Here is a 21,206-nt window from a genome sequence, read left to right as displayed (position 1 = left end):
TCTTCTCCTCGTTAGTTGATCGGATGTTGGCGCAGGAAGTCGGCGGCAACAGCGGAAGGGCTTTCATGGTCGACGTCGACCCGCGCGTTCAGCTGGCGCATGGTTTCGTCGTCGAACAGCGCGGCGAGCGGCTTGAGGTCGTCGGCCAATTGCGGGTGGGCGTCGAGATACACCTGACGCACTACGGGCGCTGCGGTGTAGTCCGGGAAGTAGTGCTTGTCGTCTTCCAGCAGCTTCAACTTGAAGGCATTCAGACGCCCGTCAGTGGTGTAGACCAAACCGGCAAACACTTGGCCGTTACGCAGGGCGGTGTAGACCAGGCCGGCGTCCATCTGCCGGGTGTTTTTGCGGGTCAGGTTCATGTCGTACAGCTTGACCATGCCGGCCAGGCCGTCGGAGCGGTTGGCGAACTCGGTGTCCAGGGCCACCAGGCGGTGGGCGTCGGCCTTGGACGCGACGGCTTGAGTCAGGTCGCTGATGCTATTGATCTCAGGATGTTCCTGGGCAACCTTCTCAGGCAGCGCCAGCGCATAGGTGTTGCTGAAGCGCGATGGCGAGAGCCAGACCAGACCTTTTTTCGCGTCGAGTTCTTTCACCCGAGCGTAGGACTGTTCGCTGTCGAGCTTCTCGTCCACATGGTTGTAGGCCACCAGCGACACGCCGGTGTATTCCCAGATCAAATCCAGCTGCCCGCTTTCCTGGGCACTGCGCGCCAGGTTGCTGCCCAGGCCGCCGGTTACGCGGGTGTCATAGCCCTTGGTGCGCAGGTATTGGGAGGTGATTTCGGCGAGCAGGGTCTGTTCGGTAAACACCCGGGCACCGATGCGGATCACCGGTTTTTCGGCGGCTTGCGCAATGCCTGCAAACAGCAGGACGCAGCCTAATATCAAGCTTAACTTTTTCATGTCGATTCCTTTGCCAAGCCTTAAGACGGACGCAACCCGCGTTCCAGCCAGAGGCGGCTGGCCATGGTCACCAGGCCGTCAAGCAGCAAGGCCAGCAACGCGGTACACGCGGCGCCAAGCAGCAATTGCGGCTGGTTGTTCAGGGCGATGCCGGGGAAGATCAGGCTGCCCAGGCTGTTGGCTCCAATCAGGAACGCCAGCGGGGCGGTACCCACGTTGATCGCCAAGGCAACACGCACACCGCCGATGATGATCGGCACGGCGTTGGGCAATTCCACGCGAAACAGCACCTGGCGCGGCGTCATGCCGATGCCGGTGGCGGCTTCTTTCAGGGAGCCCTGAACGTTTTCAAGGCCTTCGTAGGTGTTGCGCACGATAGGCAGGAGGGAGGCTAGGAACAGCGCGAAGATGGCCGGGCCACTGCCGATGCCGAGGACGCCAAGGGCGATGGCCAGTACGGCCAGGGGAGGGACGGTGTTGCCGATGTTGAAGATCTGCATGAAGCGTTCTGCGCGCCCGACCATGTGCGGTCGGCTGAGCAGGATACCGGCGGGGATGCCCACAACGAGGGCCGCCAGCATGGAGACTAGAACGAGGATCAGATGTGCTTGCAGGTAAAACAACAAATCGTCGCGGTACAGTTCGATCGTGTTGATGCCGATCCAATGGACCAGCAGGGCCAAGAGGGCGACGACAACCGCTCCTCCTATCAGCCCTTTGCCATAGCGAATAGCCACAGGCGGACTCCTTTTTTTCTTCTGTCGGCGAGCACATTCTCCGGCGGCAATGCCATTCCTGGCTGTCGGTAAATGTGGTCGCGAAATGCAGCTCGCCGATACCGGCAACGCGGTATGCGATCGAGCCATGAGCGCAGCCTCGTCAGGCTAACTTGCTGATTTATCAGCCCCTGTTCCGAGTGCGGTAGCAGGGGAGTGGACGTCTCGACCTTTTAAAAGGTTCCACACTTGGCAGCATTTAGCCACCCCTAATCGGGTGAACGGTGGTCCGGCGCCCGGGGTTTGCGCTATACTCGCCGCCCTTTTTTGACTCACCTGCCAGGCGATTTCCCATGACCCACCAGGCCGCCGAAGTCGCGAAACGCCGCACTTTCGCCATTATTTCCCACCCCGATGCCGGTAAAACCACCATCACCGAGAAGCTGTTGCTGATGGGCAAGGCAATCGCTGTGGCCGGCACGGTGAAATCCCGCAAATCCGACCGCCATGCCACCTCCGACTGGATGGAAATGGAAAAGCAACGGGGTATTTCCATTACCACGTCGGTCATGCAGTTCCCGTATCGCGACCACATGGTCAACCTGCTCGACACCCCGGGCCACGAAGACTTCTCCGAAGACACCTACCGCACCCTGACCGCGGTGGACTCGGCGCTGATGGTGCTCGACGGCGGTAAAGGCGTCGAGCCACGTACCATCGCGCTGATGGACGTCTGCCGTCTGCGTGACACGCCGATCGTCAGCTTCATCAACAAACTCGACCGCGATATCCGCGACCCGATCGAGCTGCTGGATGAAATCGAAGCCGTCCTGAAGATCAAGGCCGCGCCGATCACCTGGCCGATTGGTTGCTACCGCGACTTCAAAGGCGTGTACCACCTGGCCGATGACTACATCATTGTCTACACCGCCGGCCACGGTCACGAGCGCACCGAAACCAAGATCATCGAAAAACTCGACTCCGACGAAGCCCGCGCCCACCTGGGTGACGAGTACGACCGTTTTGTCGATCAGTTGGAACTGGTGCAGGGCGCCTGCCACGAGTTCAACCAGCAGGAATTCCTCGACGGTCAACTGACCCCGGTGTTCTTCGGTACAGCCTTGGGCAACTTCGGTGTCGACCACGTACTCGACGCTGTCGTTGATTGGGCCCCGCGCCCACTGCCACGTGTGGCCAACGAACGTACCGTTGAACCGGTGGAAGAGAAGTTCACCGGCTTCGTGTTCAAGATCCAGGCGAACATGGACCCCAAGCATCGCGACCGTATCGCCTTCATGCGTATCTGTTCCGGCAAATACGAAAAAGGCATGAAGATGCGCCACGTGCGCACCGGCAAGGACGTGCGCATTGGCGACGCCCTGACGTTCTTCTCCTCCGAGCGTGAACAGCTCGAAGAAGCCTACGCCGGCGACATCATCGGCCTGCACAACCACGGCACCATCCAGATCGGCGACACCTTCACCGAAGGCGAAGCCCTGGGCTTTACCGGTATCCCGCACTTCGCCCCGGAACTGTTCCGCCGCGTACGCCTGCGCGACCCGCTGAAATCCAAGCAACTGCGCCAAGGTTTGCAGCAACTGGCGGAAGAGGGCGCCACCCAGGTGTTCTTCCCCGAGCGCAGCAACGACATCATCCTCGGCGCCGTGGGTGTGCTGCAGTTCGATGTGGTGGCCAGCCGTTTGAAAGAGGAATACAAGGTCGAATGCTCCTACGAGCCGATCACCGTGTACTCCGCGCGCTGGATCGATTGCAGCGATAAGAAGAAGCTGGAAGAGTTCTCCAACAAGGCCGTGGAAAACCTGGCAGTCGATGGCGGTGGTCACCTGACCTACCTGGCGCCGACCCGGGTGAACCTGGCACTGATGGAAGAGCGCTGGCCGGATGTGAAATTCCGCGCGACCCGCGAGCACCATTAAGGTCTGAGCGGTAAAAAGAGGGTGAAGCTGTGATGGCTTCACCCTTTTTCATGGGCGCAGCAAAACTAAATGTGGGAGCGGGCTTGCTCGCGAATACCGTGTGCCAGTCAATGCAGATGTGACTGACCCACCGCATTCGCGAGCAAGCCCGCTCCCACAATTTAATCTCCACTTGGCTTGGGATTGGCGAGAAGCGCGCGTCGGGTCTAGTTTTTACCCAACGACCGAGAAGGAGACCGTTGTGCTTAAACGCTTTATCCACCTGATACTGCTCGCCAGCCTAGCCCTGCCCGCCACGCCGGTACTGGCCGACGCCGGCACGCCCCAGTGGAAAGACACCGGCCCCGTCACCAAGCGCAAGCAGAACGAGGTCAACTCTGGCAGTTGGCAACCTCAAGCCCAGCCTGCGCCAAAGGAAGACGCCGAAAACCCCTACAACGAAGGCGAAGACAGCGAAACCTATGACGACGGCGATACCTGATCGGCGAGTGGCGCAAACCCTGGATTGGAACTAGCTTGATTGACAGCGACGGTCGAACGCCGGCGCATGTGACCCACTGACTGGACGGAAATCGACCATGAGTATTTTTCAACGTTTAGTGCTGTTGCTAAAAGTGCTGGTGATGCTATCGCTGGGTATCTCCTCCGCGTGGGCTAATACTGCCGTGCAGAGCCAGTCGCCGGGGTTTGTAGCGGCGAAGACGGCGCAGGTGGGTGGTTTGCAGTTGGCCAAGAGCGAGTCAGAGCCCGGAGATGAAGACCAGGGCGGCTCCAAGGATGATGACGACCAACAGGCACCACCGGATGACGATGACAGTGATGGCGACAGCGATACCTGATTTTCGGTAAAAAAACGCCCCATCTGCAGGACTGATGCGCAATCCGACGAATGGGGCGGTAGAACGCGTGCAATGCCCTGGGCTTGATCACCCAGGGCATTTTTATTGCGGGTTACGCCACGAACTGCTCCGCGTAGTGGCAGGCCACTTGGCGGTTATCCAAGGCCCGCAGTTGCGGCTCTTCGGTGCTGCAGCGTGCTGTCGCGTAAGGGCAGCGCTTGTGGAACGCGCAGCCAGGCGGCGGGTTCAGCGGGTTGGGCAGTTCGCCGACGATCTTGATCTTCGGCTTGTTCGGGTCCGGGTGAATGGTCGGGGTGGCCGACAGCAGCGCCTGGGTGTAGGGGTGCAAGGGACGCGCGTAAATGTCTTCCTTGGGGCCCACTTCCACCGGGCGACCGAGGTACATCACCATCACGTCATCGGCAACGTGTTGCACCACCGCCAGGTTGTGGGAAATGAACACGTAGGCCGTGTTGAATTCCTGCTGCAGGTCCATGAACAGGTTGAGCACCTGGGCCTGGATCGACACGTCCAACGCCGAAGTCGGCTCATCCGCCACCAGCACTTTGGGTTGCAGCATCATCGCGCGAGCCAAGGCGATACGCTGGCGCTGGCCGCCAGAGAACATGTGCGGGTAGCGCTGATAATGCTCAGGGCGCAGGCCCACCTGCTTCATCATCGCCTGCACTTTCTCGCGGCGCTCGGCAGCAGACAGGTCTGTGTTGATCAGCAGCGGCTCGCCGAGTTGATCACCAACTTTCTGCCGTGGGTTCAACGATGCATAAGGGCTCTGGAACACCATCTGCACGTCTTTGCGCAGTTGCTTGCGTTGGGCTTTGTCGGCGCCGGCGACTTCCTGGCCGGCGATTTTCAGCGAGCCAGAAGACGGTTCTTCAATCAGCGTAAGCGCACGGGCCAGGGTGGACTTGCCGCACCCCGACTCGCCGACAACCGCGAGAGTCTTGCCGGCTTCCAATTCGAACGACACGCCATTAAGCGCACGTACCAACGCGTGGCCCTTGAACAGGCCACGGGACACTTCGTAGTGACGGGTGAGGTCGCGGGCGGTAAGAACGACGGCCATTACGCCACCTCCTGGTTCAAGGGGTAGAAGCAGCGCGCAAGGCTGTTGGTTTTCGGATCAAGGCCTGGGCGTTGGGCGCGGCAGCTTTCTTGTACGTACGGGCAGCGCGGTGACAGCAGGCAACCTTGCGGCCGGTCATAACGGCCTGGAACGATACCCGGCAGCGTGGCCAGGCGCGAGGCGCCCAGGCTGTGCTCGGGAATCGCCTTGAGCAGCGCCTCGCTGTAGGGGTGTGCTGGAATATCGAACAATTGCGGCACTTGGCCAACTTCCACCGCTTGGCCGGCATACATCACGCACACGCGCTGGGCAGTTTCGGCCACCACGGCCAAGTCGTGGGTGATCAACACCAGGCCCATGTTCTGCTCTTTCTGCAGGGCCAGCAGCAGTTCCATGATTTGCGCCTGGATGGTTACGTCCAACGCCGTGGTTGGCTCGTCCGCGATCAGCAGTTTGGGCTCGCCAGCAATCGCCATCGCGATCGCCACGCGCTGGCTCATACCGCCGGACAGTTGGTGCGGGTAGGCATCCATACGGCTGGCAGCGCCCGGGATCTCCACTTTTTCCAACAGTTCGATGGCGCGCTTGCGTGCTTGTTTGCCGGACATTTTCAGGTGCAGGCGCAGCACTTCTTCAATCTGGAAACCCACTGTGTAGCTGGGGTTCAGCGCGGTCATCGGGTCCTGGAAGACCATCGCCAGGTCCTTGCCGACGATCTGGCGACGCTGGCGGTTGCTCAGCTTGAGCATGTCCTTGCCGTCGAAGGTCAGCGAGTCGGCGGTGACGATGCCGGGGTGCTCGATCAGGCCCATCAGCGCCATCATGGTCACGGATTTACCCGAGCCCGACTCGCCGACGATTGCCAGGACTTCGCCTTTGTCGACCGACAGGTCCAGGCCATCGACCACTGGTACGGCGGTCTTGTCGCCGAAGCGGACGTTGAGATTCTTGATTTCTAACAGTGACATGGGAATCTCCTCAGGCGGCGTTCTTGAGTTTCGGGTCCAGCGCATCGCGCAGGCCGTCGCCCATCAAGTTGATTGCCAGCACGCTGAGCAAAATGGTCAAACCCGGCAGGCTCACCACCCACCAGGCGCGTTCGATGTAGTCACGGGCCGAAGCCAGCATGGTGCCCCACTCAGGGGTTGGCGGTTGTACGCCAAGGCCCAGGAAGCCCAGGGCCGCGGCATCGAGAATCGCCGAAGAGAAGCTCAAGGTCGCCTGAACGATCAACGGTGCCATGCAGTTGGGCAGCACGGTGATGAACATCAGGCGTGGCAGGCCGGCGCCGGCGAGGCGAGCGGCGGTCACGTAGTCGCGGTTCAGTTCGCCCATTACCGCAGCGCGGGTCAGACGGACGTAGGACGGCAGCGAAACGATGGCGATGGCGATCACGGTGTTGATCAGGCCAGGGCCGAGGATGGCGACGATGGCGACAGCCAGCAGCAGCGACGGCAGGGCCAGCATGATGTCCATCAAGCGCATGATGGTCGGGCCAAGCAAACGCGGGAAGAACCCGGCGAACAAGCCCAACAGGATGCCCGGAATCAGCGACATCACCACCGACGACAAGCCGATCAGCAGCGACAGGCGCGAGCCCTGGATCAGGCGCGAGAGCAAGTCACGGCCCAGTTCGTCGGTGCCCAGCAGGAACTGCATCTGTCCACCCTCCAGCCAAGCTGGCGGGGTCAGCAGGAAGTCGCGGTATTGCTCGCTTGGGTTATGCGGTGCAACCCAGGGGGCAAAGAGCGCGCAGAACACGATCAGCAACATGAACGCCAGGCCGGCAACCGCGCCTTTGTTCTTGGAGAAGGCTTGCCAGAATTCTTTGTACGGGGACGGGTACAGCAGGCTTTGATCGACTGCTGACACTTGAGTAGGTGTGGTCATGGTCTTGATCTCAGCGCTGGTGACGGATGCGTGGGTTGGCGAAGCCGTAGAGGATATCCACCACGAAGTTCACCAGGATCACCAGGCAGGCGATCAGCAAAATGCCGTTTTGCACCACCGGGTAGTCCCGCGCGCCAATGGCTTCGATCAGCCATTTGCCGATGCCGGGCCACGAGAAGATGGTTTCGGTCAGGACCGCACCGGCCAGCAGCGTGCCGACTTGCAGGCCAACCACGGTCAGTACCGGAATCAGTGCGTTACGCAGGCCGTGGACGAATACCACGCGTGCTGGCGACAGGCCTTTGGCCTTGGCGGTGCGGATGTAGTCTTCGCGCAGCACTTCGAGCATCGACGAACGGGTCATCCGCGCGATCACTGCCAGCGGAATGGTGCCGAGCACGATGGCCGGCAGGATCAGGTGGTGCAGGGCGTCGAAGAACGCATCCGGCTCGTCAGCCAGCAGGGTGTCGATCAGCATGAAGCCGGTGCGCGGCTCGATGTCGTAGAGCAGGTCGATCCGCCCGGAAACCGGCGTCCAGCCCAGGCTCACCGAGAAGAACATGATCAGGATCAGGCCCCACCAGAAGATCGGCATCGAGTATCCCGCGAGGGAGATGCCCATCACCCCATGGTCGAACAGGGACCCTCGCTTCAAGGCCGCGATCACCCCGGCCAACAGGCCCAGGATACCGGCGAACAACAGGGCGGCCATGGACAGTTCCAGGGTCGCGGGGAAGAGGGCGGTGAATTCGGTCCACACGCTGGTACGGGTACGCAGTGATTCGCCAAGGTCGCCTTGGGCGAGCTTGCCGACGTAGTCCAGGTATTGCGCATACAGCGGCTTGTTAAGGCCAAGGCGTTCCATTGCCTGTGCGTGCATCTCGGGGTCGACGCGCCTTTCGCCCATCATGACTTCGACGGGGTCGCCAGGGATCATGCGAATTAACGCAAACGTCAACAAAGTGATGCCGAAAAACGTCGGGATCAATAGTCCCAATCGGCGGGCAATAAAACTAAACATCTTGTTGTGTACCTCAATCAGCCGGTTAGGCAAGTCCGGCACCGCCCTGGTGGGCGGTGCCGAGCGTTTCTCTTATTTACTTCACCTGGGTTGTGGCGAAGTTATTGGTCGTCAGCGGGCTTTGGGTATAACCCTCGACGTTCTTGCGCAGTGCGGTGAACATCTTCGGATAAGCCATGGGGATCCACGGTTGGTCCTTCTCGAAAACGTCCAGTGCTTGTTCATAGAGTGCTGCGCGCCGGGTGGGTTCAGCATCCGCGCGTGCCTTGTCGATCAAGTCTTGAAACTCTTTGTTACACCAGCGCGCGTAGTTTTCGCCGTTTTTTGCAGCATCGCAACTCAGGTTCGGGGTGAGGAAGTTATCCGGGTCACCGTTATCACCGGCCCAGCCGGCGGAAACCATGTCGTGCTCGCCGTTTTTAGCACGCTTGAGCATCTCGCCCCATTCCATGACTTTGATATTGACCTTCAAGCCAATCTGGGCGAGATCCGCTTGCATGCGCTGGGCGCCGAGCAACGGGTTAGGGTTGGTCGGGCCGCCGCCATTACGGGTGAACAGGGTGAGCTCGGTGCCTTCCGGTACGCCGGCTTCCTTGAGCAGGGCGCGGGCTTTGTCGAGGTCACGTGGCGGGTTTTTCAGCTTGTCGTTGAAACCCAGCAGGGTCGGTGGGTACGGGCCGGTGGCATCGACTGCATTGCCTTTACCGTACAGGGACTCGTTGTAGCCTTTTTTGTCGAACGCGATGTTGATCGCGTGACGCACCCGTGCGTCGCTCATGTACTTGTGGGTGGTGTTCATGGCGGTGTAGGCAGTAGTCATCGCTGCCAGTTCGTCCACTTTCAGGTTCGGATCGGCCTTGATGCTCGGGATGTCATCGGGCTTGGGATACAGCGCGACTTGGCACTCGTTGGCCTTGAGCTTCTGCAGGCGCACGTTGTTGTCCACCGTGATGGCCAGGATCAGCGGGTCGGCTGGCGGCTTGCCACGGAAGTACTCCGGGTTGGCCTTGAAGCGAACCTGGGCGTCTTTCTGGTAGCGGGTGAAGACAAACGGCCCGGTGCCGATGGGCTTGGCGTTCAGGTCGTCGGTCTTGCCGGACTTGAGCAACTGGTCAGCGTATTCGGCGGAATGAATCGAAGAGAACGCCATGGCCAGGTCGGCCAGGAACGGTGCTTCAGGACGGGTCAGGGTAAAGACGACCGTGTGATCATCGGTCTTCTCTACGCTCTTGAGCAGTTCCTTGAAGCCCATGCTCTCGAAGTACGGGTAGCCCACGCTGGACTTCTTGTGCCACGGGTGGTTCGGGTCCAGCTGGCGCTGGAAGCTCCAAAGTACGTCGTCGGCGTTCAGGTTGCGCGTGGGTTTGAAGTAGTCGGTGGTGTGGAACTTGATGTCGTCACGCAGGTGGAAGGTGTAGGTCAGGCCATCGGCGCTGATTTCAGGCAGGGCCTTGGCCAATGCCGGAACCACTTCGGTAGTCCCTGGCTTGAAGTCAACCAGGCGGTTGAACATCGTTTCCGCGGCGGCGTCAGCGGTGACGGCCGTGGTGTACAGGACAGGATCGAAGCCTTCCGGGCTGGCTTCGGTGCAGACTACCAACGGTTTGGCCGAAATGCCGACGGCCACGCTCAACAGCGCGGCTGCCATGGCGGCTTGTAGTGGGAGCATTTTCATTCGGAGCCCTCTGCAATCGGTGGGACCAGACAAGCGTAGACGGCAGGCTCGTCCTGAGCCCGCCGTTTACCTGGTGCTAATTAAAGAATGTTGAACGGGATGGTGGTAACCAGGCGGAATTCGCGCAGGTTGCCGTCAGCCTGGTTCTCGCTGGCGCGGTGTGTCACGTAGGTGGCGCGAACGGTGGAGGCTTTCAGAGGGCCGCTCTGGATGGCATAGGAAGTACCGATACCGTATTCCTGGTGGTGTTCGCCGTTTTGTTTCTGAATGCCGTTGTAGGCGAAGTCTTTCACGCCGTTGTCGCCACGGTAGTGAGTACCGTCGATGCCCCAGCCGCGTGCCGAGTAGATGTTGAATTTCAGGCCTGGCACGCCGTATTCAGCCATGTTGATACCGTAGGCAACCTGGAAGGACTTCTCGTTCGGACCGTTGAAGTCGGAAGTCAGGGAGTTGGCCAGGTAGATGCCGTTGGTTTCGTGCAGGTAGTCGAAGTACTCGTTACCGTTCACTTCCTGGTACGAGAAGGTCAGGCTGTGAGCCTGGTGGGTCAGGCCAAGCGACAGCGAGTAGGTGTCGTTGTCGATCTTGCCCATCAACTTTTTGCCTTCGTCGACGGTTTTGTAGTAGTTCAGGCCAGTGGTCAAGGCCAGTACTTGGCTGTCGCCCAGCTCATGGGTAGCGCCGAAGTAGTACTGGTTCCAGAAGTCTTTGACCTGTGCGCCGAAGAAGCTGGTTTTCAGGCTCTTGAACGGCTGCCAGTTCACACCGGCGGTGTAGACGTGGTCGGTCTCTGCGCCATTGCCGTATTCGGTACGGAATTTCGACAGGCTCTGCTCGGTACGTGGCGATACGCGATCAAAGTACGCGCCTTGGAACGACAGGTTGTTGAATTCTTCGCTGTTGATGGCAAAACCTTCGAAGCTCGAAGGCAGTGCACGGTTACCGATGGTGTCGATAATGCCGCTGCTGAAGTTCTGGCGACCGGCGGTCAAGGTGGTGTTCGAAACACGGAACTTGACGTTGGCCAGGCCCAATTTGCTCCACTGGTCCACGGCGTCGCCGTAGGTGTGGGCCAGGGTGCGGTTGGAGCCGCCGGCGATGTCTTTCTGGTCACGGATCAGCGCGATCGCGTTGTAGGCTGCTACTTCAGTCGCTACGCCAACGGTGCCTTGGGTGAAGCCCGAGGAGTAGTTGACGATGGTGCCCTGGGCCCAGTTATAGCGGCGGGAAACGTTGGTTTTTACATCGGCAGCCTTGTCGGCGGCGTTTTTGTAGTAACCGAAACGGTCGCCACGAAACTTCATTTCGTTGGAGTACCAGTTACGCGTGGTACCGCCCAGGCTCGACCCTTCGATAAAGCCTTTGGCCTCGCCTTGGGCACTGGAGCCGGCCAATGTGGTTGGAACGAAGTCCTGGCTCTGGGTTTCAGCGTAGGCGGTTGCCGTGATGGTGCTGATGGCCAGGGCCAGAAGCGCTTTGCTGCTCAGTTTCATGGGTGAAGCTCCTTTGGTTCTCTTTTTTATGCCGGCCTTATTAGATGAGCCGGCTATTGGGTGTGTAACTCGTTCAAGCTGTTGCAAACGTTTGCCGTAGGAAAATTCCTAATAGAAGGCCGCACGTTTGCCGCAGAGTTGTTCACGCTCTGCGTCATCCGGTTATTTTGTTATGGGTTGATACTGACGCCCGAGAACACGTTGCGGCCGAAGGGGCTCACTTTGAAACCTTCGACTTTGGCGCTTAACGGCTGGTTGACCGTCGAGTGGGCGACTGGCGTGATCGGCACCTGCGCTTTAAGCAGTTGCTGCGCCTGTTTGTACAGAACAGTCCTTTGTTCGTGGTCGGTGACGACCTTGGCTTGCTTGATCAGCTTGTCGTACGCCGGGTCACACCACATGGAGTAGTTGTTCCCGCCGATGGCATCGCAGCTGTACAGGGTGCCCAGCCAGTTGTCCGGGTCACCGTTGTCACCGGTCCAGCCGATCAGGCTGACATCGTGCTCACCGTTCTTGGTGCGCTTGATGTATTCGCCCCATTCGTAGCTGACGATCTTGACCTTGAGGCCGATCTTGGCCCAGTCGCTTTGCAGCATCTCGGCCATCAGCTTGGCGTTGGGGTTGTACGGCCGTTGCACCGGCATCGCCCACAGGGTGATCTCGGTGCCTTCCTTCACGCCGGCAGCCTTGAGCAATTCCTTGGCTTTTTCCGGGTTGTAGGCGGCGTCCTTGATGGTGTCGTCGTAGGACCATTGGGTCGGCGGCATGGCGTTGACCGCCAGTTGGCCGGCGCCCTGGTACACGGCGTTCAAGATGCTCTGCTTGTTCACCGCCATGTCCAGCGCCTGGCGCACTTCGAGCTGGTCGAACGGCTTGTGGCGCACGTTGTAGGCGATGTAGCCGAGGTTGAAGCCTGGCTTGGTCAGGAGTTGCAGGTTCGGGTCGGCCTTGAGGGCATCGACATCCGCCGGACGTGGATGCAGGGTCACCTGGCATTCGCCGGCCTTGAGTTTCTGTACCCGCACCGATGCGTCGGTGTTGATGGCGAAGATCAGTTGGTCCAGCTTGACCTTGCTCGGGTCCCAGTACTGTTTGTTGGCCACGTAGCGGACCTGCGAGTCCTTCTGGTAGCGCTGGAACACGAACGGGCCAGTGCCGATCGGCTTCTGGTTGATGTCGCTGGGCTTGCCCGTCTTGAGCAACTGCTCAGCGTATTCGGCCGACAGGATCGCGGCGAAGCTCATGGCAATGTTCTGCACGAACGCGGCGTCGACCGAGTTCAGGGTCATCACCACGGTGTGCGGGCCGGTTTTCTCGACCTTGGCGATATTCTTGTTCAGGCTCATCCCGTTGAAGTACGGAAACTCGGTGGGGTAGGCCTTGCGAAACGGGTGCTCGGGGTCAAGCATGCGGTTGAAGGTGAACAGCACGTCGTCGGCGTTGAAGTCCCGCGTCGGCTTGAACTCCTTGCTGCTGTGGAATTTCACCCCTTCACGCAAGTGAAAGGTGTAGGTCAGGCCGTCTGGCGAAATATCCCACTTGGTCGCCAGTGCAGGTACCACGTTGGTCTCGCCTTTTTCAAACTCAACCAGGCGGTTGTACAGCGGTTCAGCCGCATCGTTGTCGGTGGCGGTGGTGTACTGCGCGGTATCAAAGCCTGCCGGGCTGCCTTCAGAGCAGAACACCAGGCTCTTCTTGTCGGCGGCTTGGCTCATCGTAGCCACAGCCAGCAGGCTGGTGGCAAAAATAGCGGATAGAACGGTGGTATGGCGCATGACGATCCCGATCCTTGTTTGTAGTTGTCATCAGCGAGCAATCGCCCTGTCTTTCGGACAGGGAGACATCACTGATCCCACATACGGCAACTGCCCTTCCTAGATTGGCGGCTCTGCAGTCCTACGACGTTATGGGTCGCGGACTTCGCAGTAAATGCGCAAAATCGGATTGACCTTGTAGGCAACGGAGGCGCACATCGCAGCTCATTGCTGTAGGAAGCAACGATTTCGAATGTGGTCTGTTTCCTACTGTCCGGGCGGATGCAATAACGGCGACGTTATGAAACGTCGCCGTCAATGATCCTTACTTGCCGCTGACGCTCACGCCGTAGAAGGAGTTCAAGCCAAACGGGCTGATCTTGAAGTCCTGCACGGTGTTGCGCATGGGTTGATACACCGTCGAGTGCGCGATAGGTGTCATCGGGACTGCATCTTTGAGGATATGTTGCGCCTGCTTGTACAGCTCGGTGCGTTTGGCGACATCCGATGTGGCCTTGGCTTCTTTTACGATGCCGTCGAATTTCTTGTCGCACCATTTGGAGAAGTTGTTACCGGCCAGCGAGTCGCAGCCGAACAGCACGTTCAGCCAGTTGTCCGGGTCACCATTGTCACCGCTCCAACCAATGATCATGGCCTGGTTCTCGCCACCTTTGGAGCGCTTGATGTACTCGCCCCACTCGTAGCTGACGATGTTGACCTTCAGGCCGATCTGTTTCCAGTCGTTCTGCAGCATCTCGGCCATCAGCTTGGCGTTCGGGTTGTACGGACGCTGTACCGGCATCGCCCACAGGGTGATCTCGGTGCCTTCCTTGACGCCTGCTTCCTTCAGCAAAGCCTTGGCTTTGGTGACGTCGTACGGCGCATCCTTGATGGTGGTGTCGTAGGACCATTGGGTCGGCGGCATGGCGTTGACCGCCAGTTGTCCGGCGCCCTGGTACACGGAGTCGATGATCTGCTGCTTGTTCACCGACATGTCCAGCGCTTCACGTACACGCAGGTCAGACAGCGGGTTAGCCGCGGTCTGGCCCTTGAGCACCGGCATGACGTTGTAGGCGATGTAGCCCAGGTTGAAGCCGGCCTGGTGCGGCAGTTTCAGGTCTTTGTCGTCGCCCAGTGCCTTGAGGTCGGCCGGACGTGGGAACAGGGTGACTTGGCATTCGTTTTTCTTGAGCTTCTGGATGCGTACCGACGGGTCGGTAGTGATGGCGAAGATCAGGTTGTCGATCTTCACGTCTTCAGGTTTCCAGTAGTCCTTGTTGCCGGTGTAGCGAATGTTCGAGTCTTTCTGGTAGCTCTTGAACACGAACGGACCAGTGCCGACCGGCTTCTGGTTGATGTCCTGGGCCTTGCCTTCTTTCAACAGTTGGGCTGCGTATTCGGCAGACTGGATCGAGGCGAAGCTCATGGCCAGGTTTTGGATGAAAGCGGCGTCCACGGTGCCAAGGGTGAACTTGACGGTGTGGTCATCGACTTTCTCGATGTTCTTGATGTTGGTGTCCATCCCCATGTCCGTGAAGTACGGGAATTCGGTGGGGTAGGCTTTGCGGAAAGGATCGTCCTTGTTGATCATGCGGTTGAACGTGAACAGCACGTCATCGGCATTGAAAGTACGGGTCGGTTTGAAGTACGAGGTGGTGTGGAACTTCACGCCGTCGCGCAAATGGAAGGTGTACGTCAGGCCATCCGGGGAAACGTCCCAGTTGGTGGCCAGCCCAGGAATCACAGCGGTGCCGCCGCGCTCGAACTGGGTCAGACGGTTGAACATGGTTTCGGCCGAAGCATCGAAGTCTGTTCCGGTGGTGTACTGGCCTGGGTCAAAACCGGCCGGGCTCCCTTCGGAGCAGAACACCAGGTTAGTCGCCGCTTGGGCGAAAGGGGCTGCGGCCATAAGGCCAGCGCTAACGATTAACGGAATGACTGCGTGTTTAAGCATGTTGGCCTCATGATTTGTTGTCATTTTTGGTGGTGAGGGCGACCTCGTGAGTCGGCCTGCGGATACTTATGCAGGGGCCATACCCAATGCAAGATGCAGAACCGTTAGGAGGCTGAAACAGTGGTACGAACGTACAGGAATGTCGCAATTATGAAAGTTTCTACACAATTGCGTACATTTTGAGGTTTTTTTCGGTGCGTGAGCCGCACCAAAAAAGACCAACCGAGGCGTCTAGCGCACCCGGTTGGGGCGGTGCTGTTACTTATCTAGACTCACGCCGTAGAAGGGCGTTAGCCCAAACGGGCTGATCTTGAAATCTTTGACTTCCTTGCGCAGCGGCTGGAAAACCGTCGAGTTCGCAATAGGCGTTATAGGTACCTGTTCCTTAAGGATTTTTTGCGCCTGTTGATACCACTTGATGCGCTGCTCACGGTCGCTGCTGAGTTTGGCCTGCTGCACCAGTTTGTCGTAGGCCGGGTTACACCATTTGGCGTAGTTGCTGCCCTTCACTGCAGCACAACTGTAGAGCACACCCAGCCAGTTATCCGGGTCGCCGTTGTCGCCGGTCCAGCCGTAAATCATCGCGTCGTGCTCGCCATTTTTGGCGCGCTTGATGTATTCGCCCCACTCATAGCTGACGATGTTGGCCTTGATGCCAACTTTTTCCCAATCCTGCTGGATCATTTGTGCCGACATGCGCGCGTTCGGATTGGACGCGCGCTGGACCGTCATAGCCCACAGGTTGATGGTCGTGCCAGGTGCAACACCTGCTTCTTTTAGTAGCGCCTTGGCCTTGGTGGGATCGTAGGGCGCATCCTTGATGTTGGGGTCATAAGACCACTGCGCTGGCGGCAAGGCGTTCTGCGCCAATTGCCCGGCGCCCTGGTACACCGCCTTGATAATCGCCGGTTTGTCGATGGCCATGTCCAGGGCCTGGCGTACCTTGAGTTGGTCCAGCGGTGGATGGGTCACGTTGTAGGCCAGGAAACCCAGGTTGAAACCTGCCTGTTGCAGCACGCGCAGATTCGGGTCCTGCTTCATCACTTCGATATCGGCAGGGCGTGGGTAACCGCTGACCTGGCATTCGCCGGCCTTGAGTTTCTGCAGGCGCGAGGCGGCGTCCGGGGTGATCGCGAACACCAGGTTGTCGAGCTTCACATCCTCGGGCTTCCAATACTGCTTGTTGGCCACGTAGCGAATCTGCGAATCCTTCTGGTAGCGCTTGAACACAAAAGGCCCGGTGCCTACCGGCTTCTGGTTGATGTCTTCTGCCTTGCCCTGCTTCAACAGTTGAGCGGCGTACTCGGCGGACTGTACTGAGGCAAAGCTCATGGCCAGGTTCTGCACGAACGAGGCGTCCACATTATTGAGGTTGAAACGCACGCTGTGATCGTCGAGTTTTTCGACGCTCTTGATCGTGGTGTTCAAGCCCATGTCGGTGAAGTACGGCGACTCGGAAGGGTAGGCCTTGCGGAACGGACTGTCGGCATCCAGCAGGCGATTGAAGGTGAACAGCACGTCATCCGCGTTGAAGTCGCGGGTAGGGGTAAAGAAATCGGTGGTGTGGAACTTGACGCCATCGCGCAGGTGGAAGGTGTAGGTCAGGCCGTCTTTGGATACGTCCCAGCTTGTCGCCAGGCCGGGCTCAACTTCGGTATCGCCGCGCTTGAACTGGGTCAGGCGGTTGAACACGGTTTCGGCTGAAGCGTCGAAGTCTGTGCCGCTGGTGTACTGGCTTGGATCGAAACCGGCGGGGCTGGCTTCGGAGCAATAGACCAGGGTGGTGGCCGCCTGGGCCATTGGTATAAAGGTCAGCAAGCTTGCAGCGAGGAGGAGCGGTTTGAAGGTGATTCTTTCCATGGAGACCCCTGAAATGGCAGGCGTATAAAAGCTGCCCAAACGAAAACGGCGGAACCGAGGTTACCGCCGTTCGGGGGGATCAGGTAGAGGGAAAGTATCGGGATTCTTGCGTTCCCATTGGCCTATCCACCTTGTTTCAGTTGGCCGGCATGACGGTTACGGTAACCGTTGCAGGATTGATTTCACTGGTGGTGTATGTGGTTTTGCCCTCTGTCGTACTGGCGGTTATTGTGAAAGATCGGGTGAGTGTCACTTCTGTGTTGGGCATTTCGTTGATTTCGAGCTCTGGATTAGCGAGGTAGCCTTTGCAGGTTCCTGTCACCACTGTCTGTTTGCTCGTGGGGTCATAGTAAATGTCGTACTGAGGTCTTTGCCCTTTAAAGTAGTAATCGTCCGTGAGTCTGGCGTCATCTTTTAATGTCCATTCTATGGGGTTCAAGGAGTTTTGATTGGCCACTTCGGAGATACGGGCGCGCAGTTGGGCATCCGAAATGATGCGTTCGAACTGGTTGATTTTGTCTTGTACATTTTCAGTGACGTCTATGCTATTACTCGCCAACTCCTCGGTCTTCACGGATCCGTCGCGGATCGTGTGAACTTTAAAGTCTGCACGATTCGTATCTTTAATGAAGATTTCGGCGTAGGGGTCGGAGCTGAACTGGTTCTTCGTAGCGCTCGGTTTTGATAGGACGGGCATTTCACTCTCCTCAACCGGCCATGAAACCTCCAAACGCGTCTTGATGATTTGTTCATCCAAGGGAGCCGTGGGATTACTTATGTAGTTCGTCCCTGAATAGGTGTAGTTCAAGTCCTTGTGGAAGGTTAGGTATTCATCGAATCTCTTTGCGTCATCGATAGGGGTGCCTGGCGTGAATTGATCTGAAAACTTTTTTTGCCCAGCTTCTGCGGGCTCTAAAGGTGCGCCGGGTTTTGGCGTTTTCTCTGAAACGATCGGCGGTTTTTTTTGCCATGGCCAAGTGCGCGCACCCCCCGTATTGAGATCACGGGTCCACTCGCCGTTTTGCGTGGCACGTAAAAGCATTACCCGTGTGCGTGTCTGGGGGTCAATGACCATCACGCGGCCTTCGTGCAGATCGAAGTTTGACCTCACCTCGTACACCTTGGGTTGACCTGTTGCGTCGGTGTAGCGAATGAACCACCGGTCTTCACCGTTGTTTTTGACCTGATAAATGCCTTTTGCATTGTGTCTGGCCCCATTCAGCAATTGCTCGCCGTCGGGGACCGCGTACTTGCTGATATCGATAGGAATTTTGGAGTAATCGACCTTGGGCGCGTCGAGAATCGGCTCATCGGTAGGTTCTGGCGTGTTGGACGAATGCGGGCGGGGCTCTCTGGGTTGCTGCGCGGGCGTCTCGACGGATTCTTCAATGGTCTTTCCTACCTCGGCTTCAGTGGCTTCGGCACCCTTGAGCACTCTACTCGCGCCGCTGGCCAGTGCTGGCAACGCATTCAACACGCCGAACACCACCTGGTCGCTGCCGCCCTGTTTGCCATGCTTGATATTGTCGGCACCGATGCCAACCTGCGCCGCGCCGGCGGCGGCGTAGAAAACCTCCAGCGCGACCGCCACTTCGGGCATGACCAACGCCAACGGGGTCATCATCACGGCAATCTTGGTGGCCGTTTCCAAGGCTTCCAGGATCGAGGTCTTGGTGACGTCGGCGTCAGTGGTGATCTGGGTTTCGCCATCGGCATACGAACGCTCTTTCTGCCGTGTGGTCATGGCCTTGAACGGATCTTCGCTGAGCGGTTCGGTGGTGATGAAGGTCTGCGGGTCGTACTGGTTCAGTCGCTCCAGCGCCGTGGCACCCGGCGCATCCTTTTTCGGCCAGCCGCTGATGCCCACCAGGGTCTGGTTGACCCCTTCGGACAGCACTCGGTCGGCCTGGTCGCGCAGAGGGAAGTGCATCGACAAGGCTTCGCGCTTACGCGGGTCGGCGGCTTGCTCGGCCAGCCAGTTTTTCATCTGATCCTGGTTGTCGAAGCGGTGAATCGGCGACGAGTTGCCGGGGATGTGCAGCAGGGTGGTTTTGGTCTGCTTGTCGGTGATGTACATCAGGTCAGTGGACTTGAAACCGTTGATTTTCAACAGCCCGGTTTCCACATTGGGGTCTTTGTGCGGGGCGGCGTCCAAGTCGTTGAGGCTCATGTCGCCCCAGGTCTTGTTCGTGGGCAGGCCGGCCGCGCGCATGGCCAGGCTGACGTCGCTTTCGCTGAGGCTGTCGTTGTCGAATTGCGCCATCGCGGCACCGGCAAAGGCGGCCTTGCTCAGTTGCGCGTACTTTTGTTCATGGGCAGGCCAAAAGCCGTTGAGGAACTCGGTGTAGGGTTTGCTCTGATCGGTGTTCCACGTGATGTCCCGGAATGCAGCAGGCGTTTGCTTGAGCTGTGTCGTCTGGTTGTAGACCTGGCGGCCACCGAGTGGCGGGCCGGTGAAAATGCCTTCGTAGGTCTTGGGCTCGTTAAGCTTGTGGATGATGTTGTAGATGGCGATGGGCGCTGCGGCCAGCGGGGCGAGTCTGTTGATCCATTTGTGCAGGGTTGACTGCTTTTTTTCTTCTGGGGTCTCGTGTTCATTGTGTTTGTTCTTGTGGCGCATGTTGTGCAATGCGGCGTCAGTCAGGCTGATTTGGTTCAGCACCTTGCCGCCTTTCGGTTTTGGCAGTTTGGGGTCGTAGTCGAAGGTGGTGATAAACGTGTTATCTGGGTCAATATCCTTGCCCCAGCGCTTCTTCAATTCCTCGCGGATGATTTGCGAGGTGCTTTGGCTGGCGGTCTTGAAACCGTCGGTGGCACGGCTGACATAGCGGTCCACCCCGGGGTTGTACGGCAGCCCTGGAATCAGTGGTTGGTGATGGTTGCGCTGCTTGGGACTTTTTTGGCGGGGCAGGTCGGCGGGCGTTGATGAAGGCGACATGGGGTTATTGGTTCGAGCTGACGGGATATGAGGCGTATTGAGCGTGTTCGTTATCATTGGGTATCGATCTCTAGAACCGTTGTGCGCATCCCTTGCTGTTTGAGTTTTCGATACGTGTGTGGGACATCTGTTTGTTGGCGTTCCTCGTCCTCTGTAACGTCGAGTGTTTACCGTTGGCAGAGCAAAAAAAAACGGCGCGTACCTGAGGTCGCGCCGTTTTTATTGGTTGAGAGACTTTATTGCAGTACTTCAATTACCCCATCGGCACTCATGTTCACCTGGCTGGTGCCGGCTTCCACGTCCGGGGTCGGCGCTGAATCCATCGCGGCCGCTTTCATCATCATCCCGCCACGGGCGTAGGGTTGTGGATAACCGTTGGTGTTGAAGTTCAGGTTCACAATCTTGTAGCCCTTGCCGCCCAGAGCATCAGTAGCCAATTGCGCACGTGCCTTGAATGCGGCAACCGCGTCCTTGAGCAGCGAGTCTTCGCTGGCCTTGCGCGTGGCGTCGGCGATGGCGAAGTCCATGTTTTCCATTTTCAGGGTGTTAAGCAGCTCGCCGGTGAGCTTGGACAGCGCCGGGAAGTCCGCGCTTTCAAGGCGCAGCTCGGCACGTTCACGCCAGCCGGTGATTTTCTGGTTCTTGTTGTCGTAGATCGGATAGCTGTTGCGGCTGCCCTGGCGAAGCGTCACGCCTTTGACTTCGCGGGCCTGGCCAAGGGCTTTGTTCATGGTGGTGGTGATTTCGGCGGCGAGCTTGGCCGGGTCGCTGTTCTGGGATTCGGTGTAAAGGGTCACGATCATCTTGTCGCGGGCCACCTCCTGGCTGACCTCGGCGCGCAGGGAAATCTGGTTGTAGTTCAGTCCTTCGGCTGCCAGGGCCGGGAGGCTGGCAAGGGTGGCGACGCCGAGGGTGATAACAGCTGCACTGCGAGTGAAACGAGACATGTAAGCTCCTTAGGGTGTTCGTGTTCGGTAAGACTGTAGACGGTGGTATTGGGTTCTTCGGGTTTACACATTACCTACAAGTTGTGGAGGTGCCGACGAACGGTCATTCGTCCGGCCTGCGGCAAAGAGCCACACACGCCGTGCCTGCCTGCTTGCATCGTTTATACTCCTGCCGATCCGCCTGCAGCGCTCA

At 58.6% G+C, this 21,206-nt stretch carries 16 protein-coding genes; 3 read left to right on the top strand and 13 right to left on the bottom strand.

Features of this window, described 5'->3' with window-relative positions:
• Window positions 1-11 precede the first annotated feature (11 nt).
• Both HF257_RS25475 and HF257_RS25470 read right to left on the bottom strand, forming a co-directional pair.
• Complete coding sequence (locus HF257_RS25475; RefSeq protein WP_185708322.1) at window positions 12-905, bottom strand: glycine betaine ABC transporter substrate-binding protein; 894 nt, start codon at window positions 903-905, stop codon at window positions 12-14.
• Window positions 906-925: 20 nt separating this feature from the next.
• Window positions 926-1,642 (bottom strand): ABC transporter permease, encoded by a 717-nt coding sequence (locus HF257_RS25470; RefSeq protein ID WP_185708323.1) that lies wholly within the window; start codon window positions 1,640-1,642, stop codon window positions 926-928.
• Window positions 1,643-1,974: 332 nt separating this feature from the next.
• Here HF257_RS25470 and HF257_RS25465 point away from each other — a divergent pair, with 332 nt between their 5' ends.
• The 3 genes from HF257_RS25465 to HF257_RS25455 all read left to right on the top strand — a co-directional run bounded on the left by HF257_RS25465 (window position 1,975) and on the right by HF257_RS25455 (window position 4,397).
• The gene (locus tag HF257_RS25465; protein WP_185708324.1) at window positions 1,975-3,558 is read left to right on the top strand and encodes a peptide chain release factor 3; all 1,584 of its coding nucleotides are present in this window, start codon (window positions 1,975-1,977) and stop codon (window positions 3,556-3,558) included.
• 241 nt (window positions 3,559-3,799) lie between these two features.
• Complete coding sequence (locus HF257_RS25460) at window positions 3,800-4,039, top strand: hypothetical protein (protein WP_185708325.1); 240 nt, start codon at window positions 3,800-3,802, stop codon at window positions 4,037-4,039.
• Between the two features lie 97 nt (window positions 4,040-4,136).
• Entirely contained in the window at window positions 4,137-4,397 is a 261-nt protein-coding gene (locus HF257_RS25455) for a hypothetical protein (protein ID WP_185708326.1), read from the top strand.
• Between the two features lie 112 nt (window positions 4,398-4,509).
• On the opposite strand, the gene HF257_RS25450 is transcribed toward HF257_RS25455, so the two are convergent.
• The 11 genes from HF257_RS25450 to HF257_RS25400 form a co-directional block, all read right to left on the bottom strand.
• Window positions 4,510-5,481: a peptide ABC transporter ATP-binding protein gene (locus HF257_RS25450; RefSeq protein WP_185708327.1), complete on the bottom strand. Its 972-nt coding sequence runs from the start codon at window positions 5,479-5,481 to the stop codon at window positions 4,510-4,512.
• Window positions 5,481-6,449: an ABC transporter ATP-binding protein gene (locus HF257_RS25445; protein ID WP_185708328.1), complete on the bottom strand. Its 969-nt coding sequence runs from the start codon at window positions 6,447-6,449 to the stop codon at window positions 5,481-5,483. The genes HF257_RS25450 and HF257_RS25445 overlap by 1 nt, the downstream gene beginning before the upstream one ends.
• A 10-nt stretch (window positions 6,450-6,459) precedes the next feature.
• Window positions 6,460-7,371, bottom strand: a complete 912-nt coding sequence (locus HF257_RS25440) for an ABC transporter permease subunit (RefSeq protein ID WP_185708329.1) — start codon at window positions 7,369-7,371, stop codon at window positions 6,460-6,462.
• A 10-nt stretch (window positions 7,372-7,381) separates the two neighbouring features.
• Window positions 7,382-8,392, bottom strand: coding sequence for an ABC transporter permease subunit (locus HF257_RS25435; RefSeq protein WP_017739471.1), 1,011 nt, complete (start codon window positions 8,390-8,392; stop codon window positions 7,382-7,384).
• Window positions 8,393-8,468: 76 nt separating this feature from the next.
• On the bottom strand, window positions 8,469-10,067 hold the full coding sequence (locus HF257_RS25430) for an ABC transporter substrate-binding protein (protein ID WP_185708330.1): 1,599 nt from the start codon (window positions 10,065-10,067) through the stop codon (window positions 8,469-8,471).
• Window positions 10,068-10,147: 80 nt separating this feature from the next.
• On the bottom strand, window positions 10,148-11,560 hold the full coding sequence (locus HF257_RS25425; RefSeq protein WP_185708331.1) for an OprD family outer membrane porin: 1,413 nt from the start codon (window positions 11,558-11,560) through the stop codon (window positions 10,148-10,150).
• Between the two features lie 170 nt (window positions 11,561-11,730).
• Window positions 11,731-13,335 (bottom strand): ABC transporter substrate-binding protein, encoded by a 1,605-nt coding sequence (locus HF257_RS25420; protein ID WP_185708332.1) that lies wholly within the window; start codon window positions 13,333-13,335, stop codon window positions 11,731-11,733.
• Between the two features lie 304 nt (window positions 13,336-13,639).
• Window positions 13,640-15,268, bottom strand: a complete 1,629-nt coding sequence (locus HF257_RS25415) for an ABC transporter substrate-binding protein (protein ID WP_185708333.1) — start codon at window positions 15,266-15,268, stop codon at window positions 13,640-13,642.
• A gap of 258 nt (window positions 15,269-15,526) precedes the next feature.
• Window positions 15,527-17,128 (bottom strand): ABC transporter substrate-binding protein, encoded by a 1,602-nt coding sequence (locus HF257_RS25410; protein WP_185708334.1) that lies wholly within the window; start codon window positions 17,126-17,128, stop codon window positions 15,527-15,529.
• A 136-nt stretch (window positions 17,129-17,264) separates the two neighbouring features.
• On the bottom strand, window positions 17,265-20,066 hold the full coding sequence (locus HF257_RS25405) for a dermonecrotic toxin domain-containing protein (protein WP_185708335.1): 2,802 nt from the start codon (window positions 20,064-20,066) through the stop codon (window positions 17,265-17,267).
• A gap of 236 nt (window positions 20,067-20,302) precedes the next feature.
• Window positions 20,303-21,013: an SIMPL domain-containing protein gene (locus HF257_RS25400; RefSeq protein WP_185708336.1), complete on the bottom strand. Its 711-nt coding sequence runs from the start codon at window positions 21,011-21,013 to the stop codon at window positions 20,303-20,305.
• Window positions 21,014-21,206: the final 193 nt, after the last annotated feature.

It is taken from the genome of Pseudomonas cremoris, from assembly GCF_014230465.1.
Note: the sequence above shows the minus strand (reverse complement) of the source record. Positions and strands in the feature narration are given on the sequence as shown.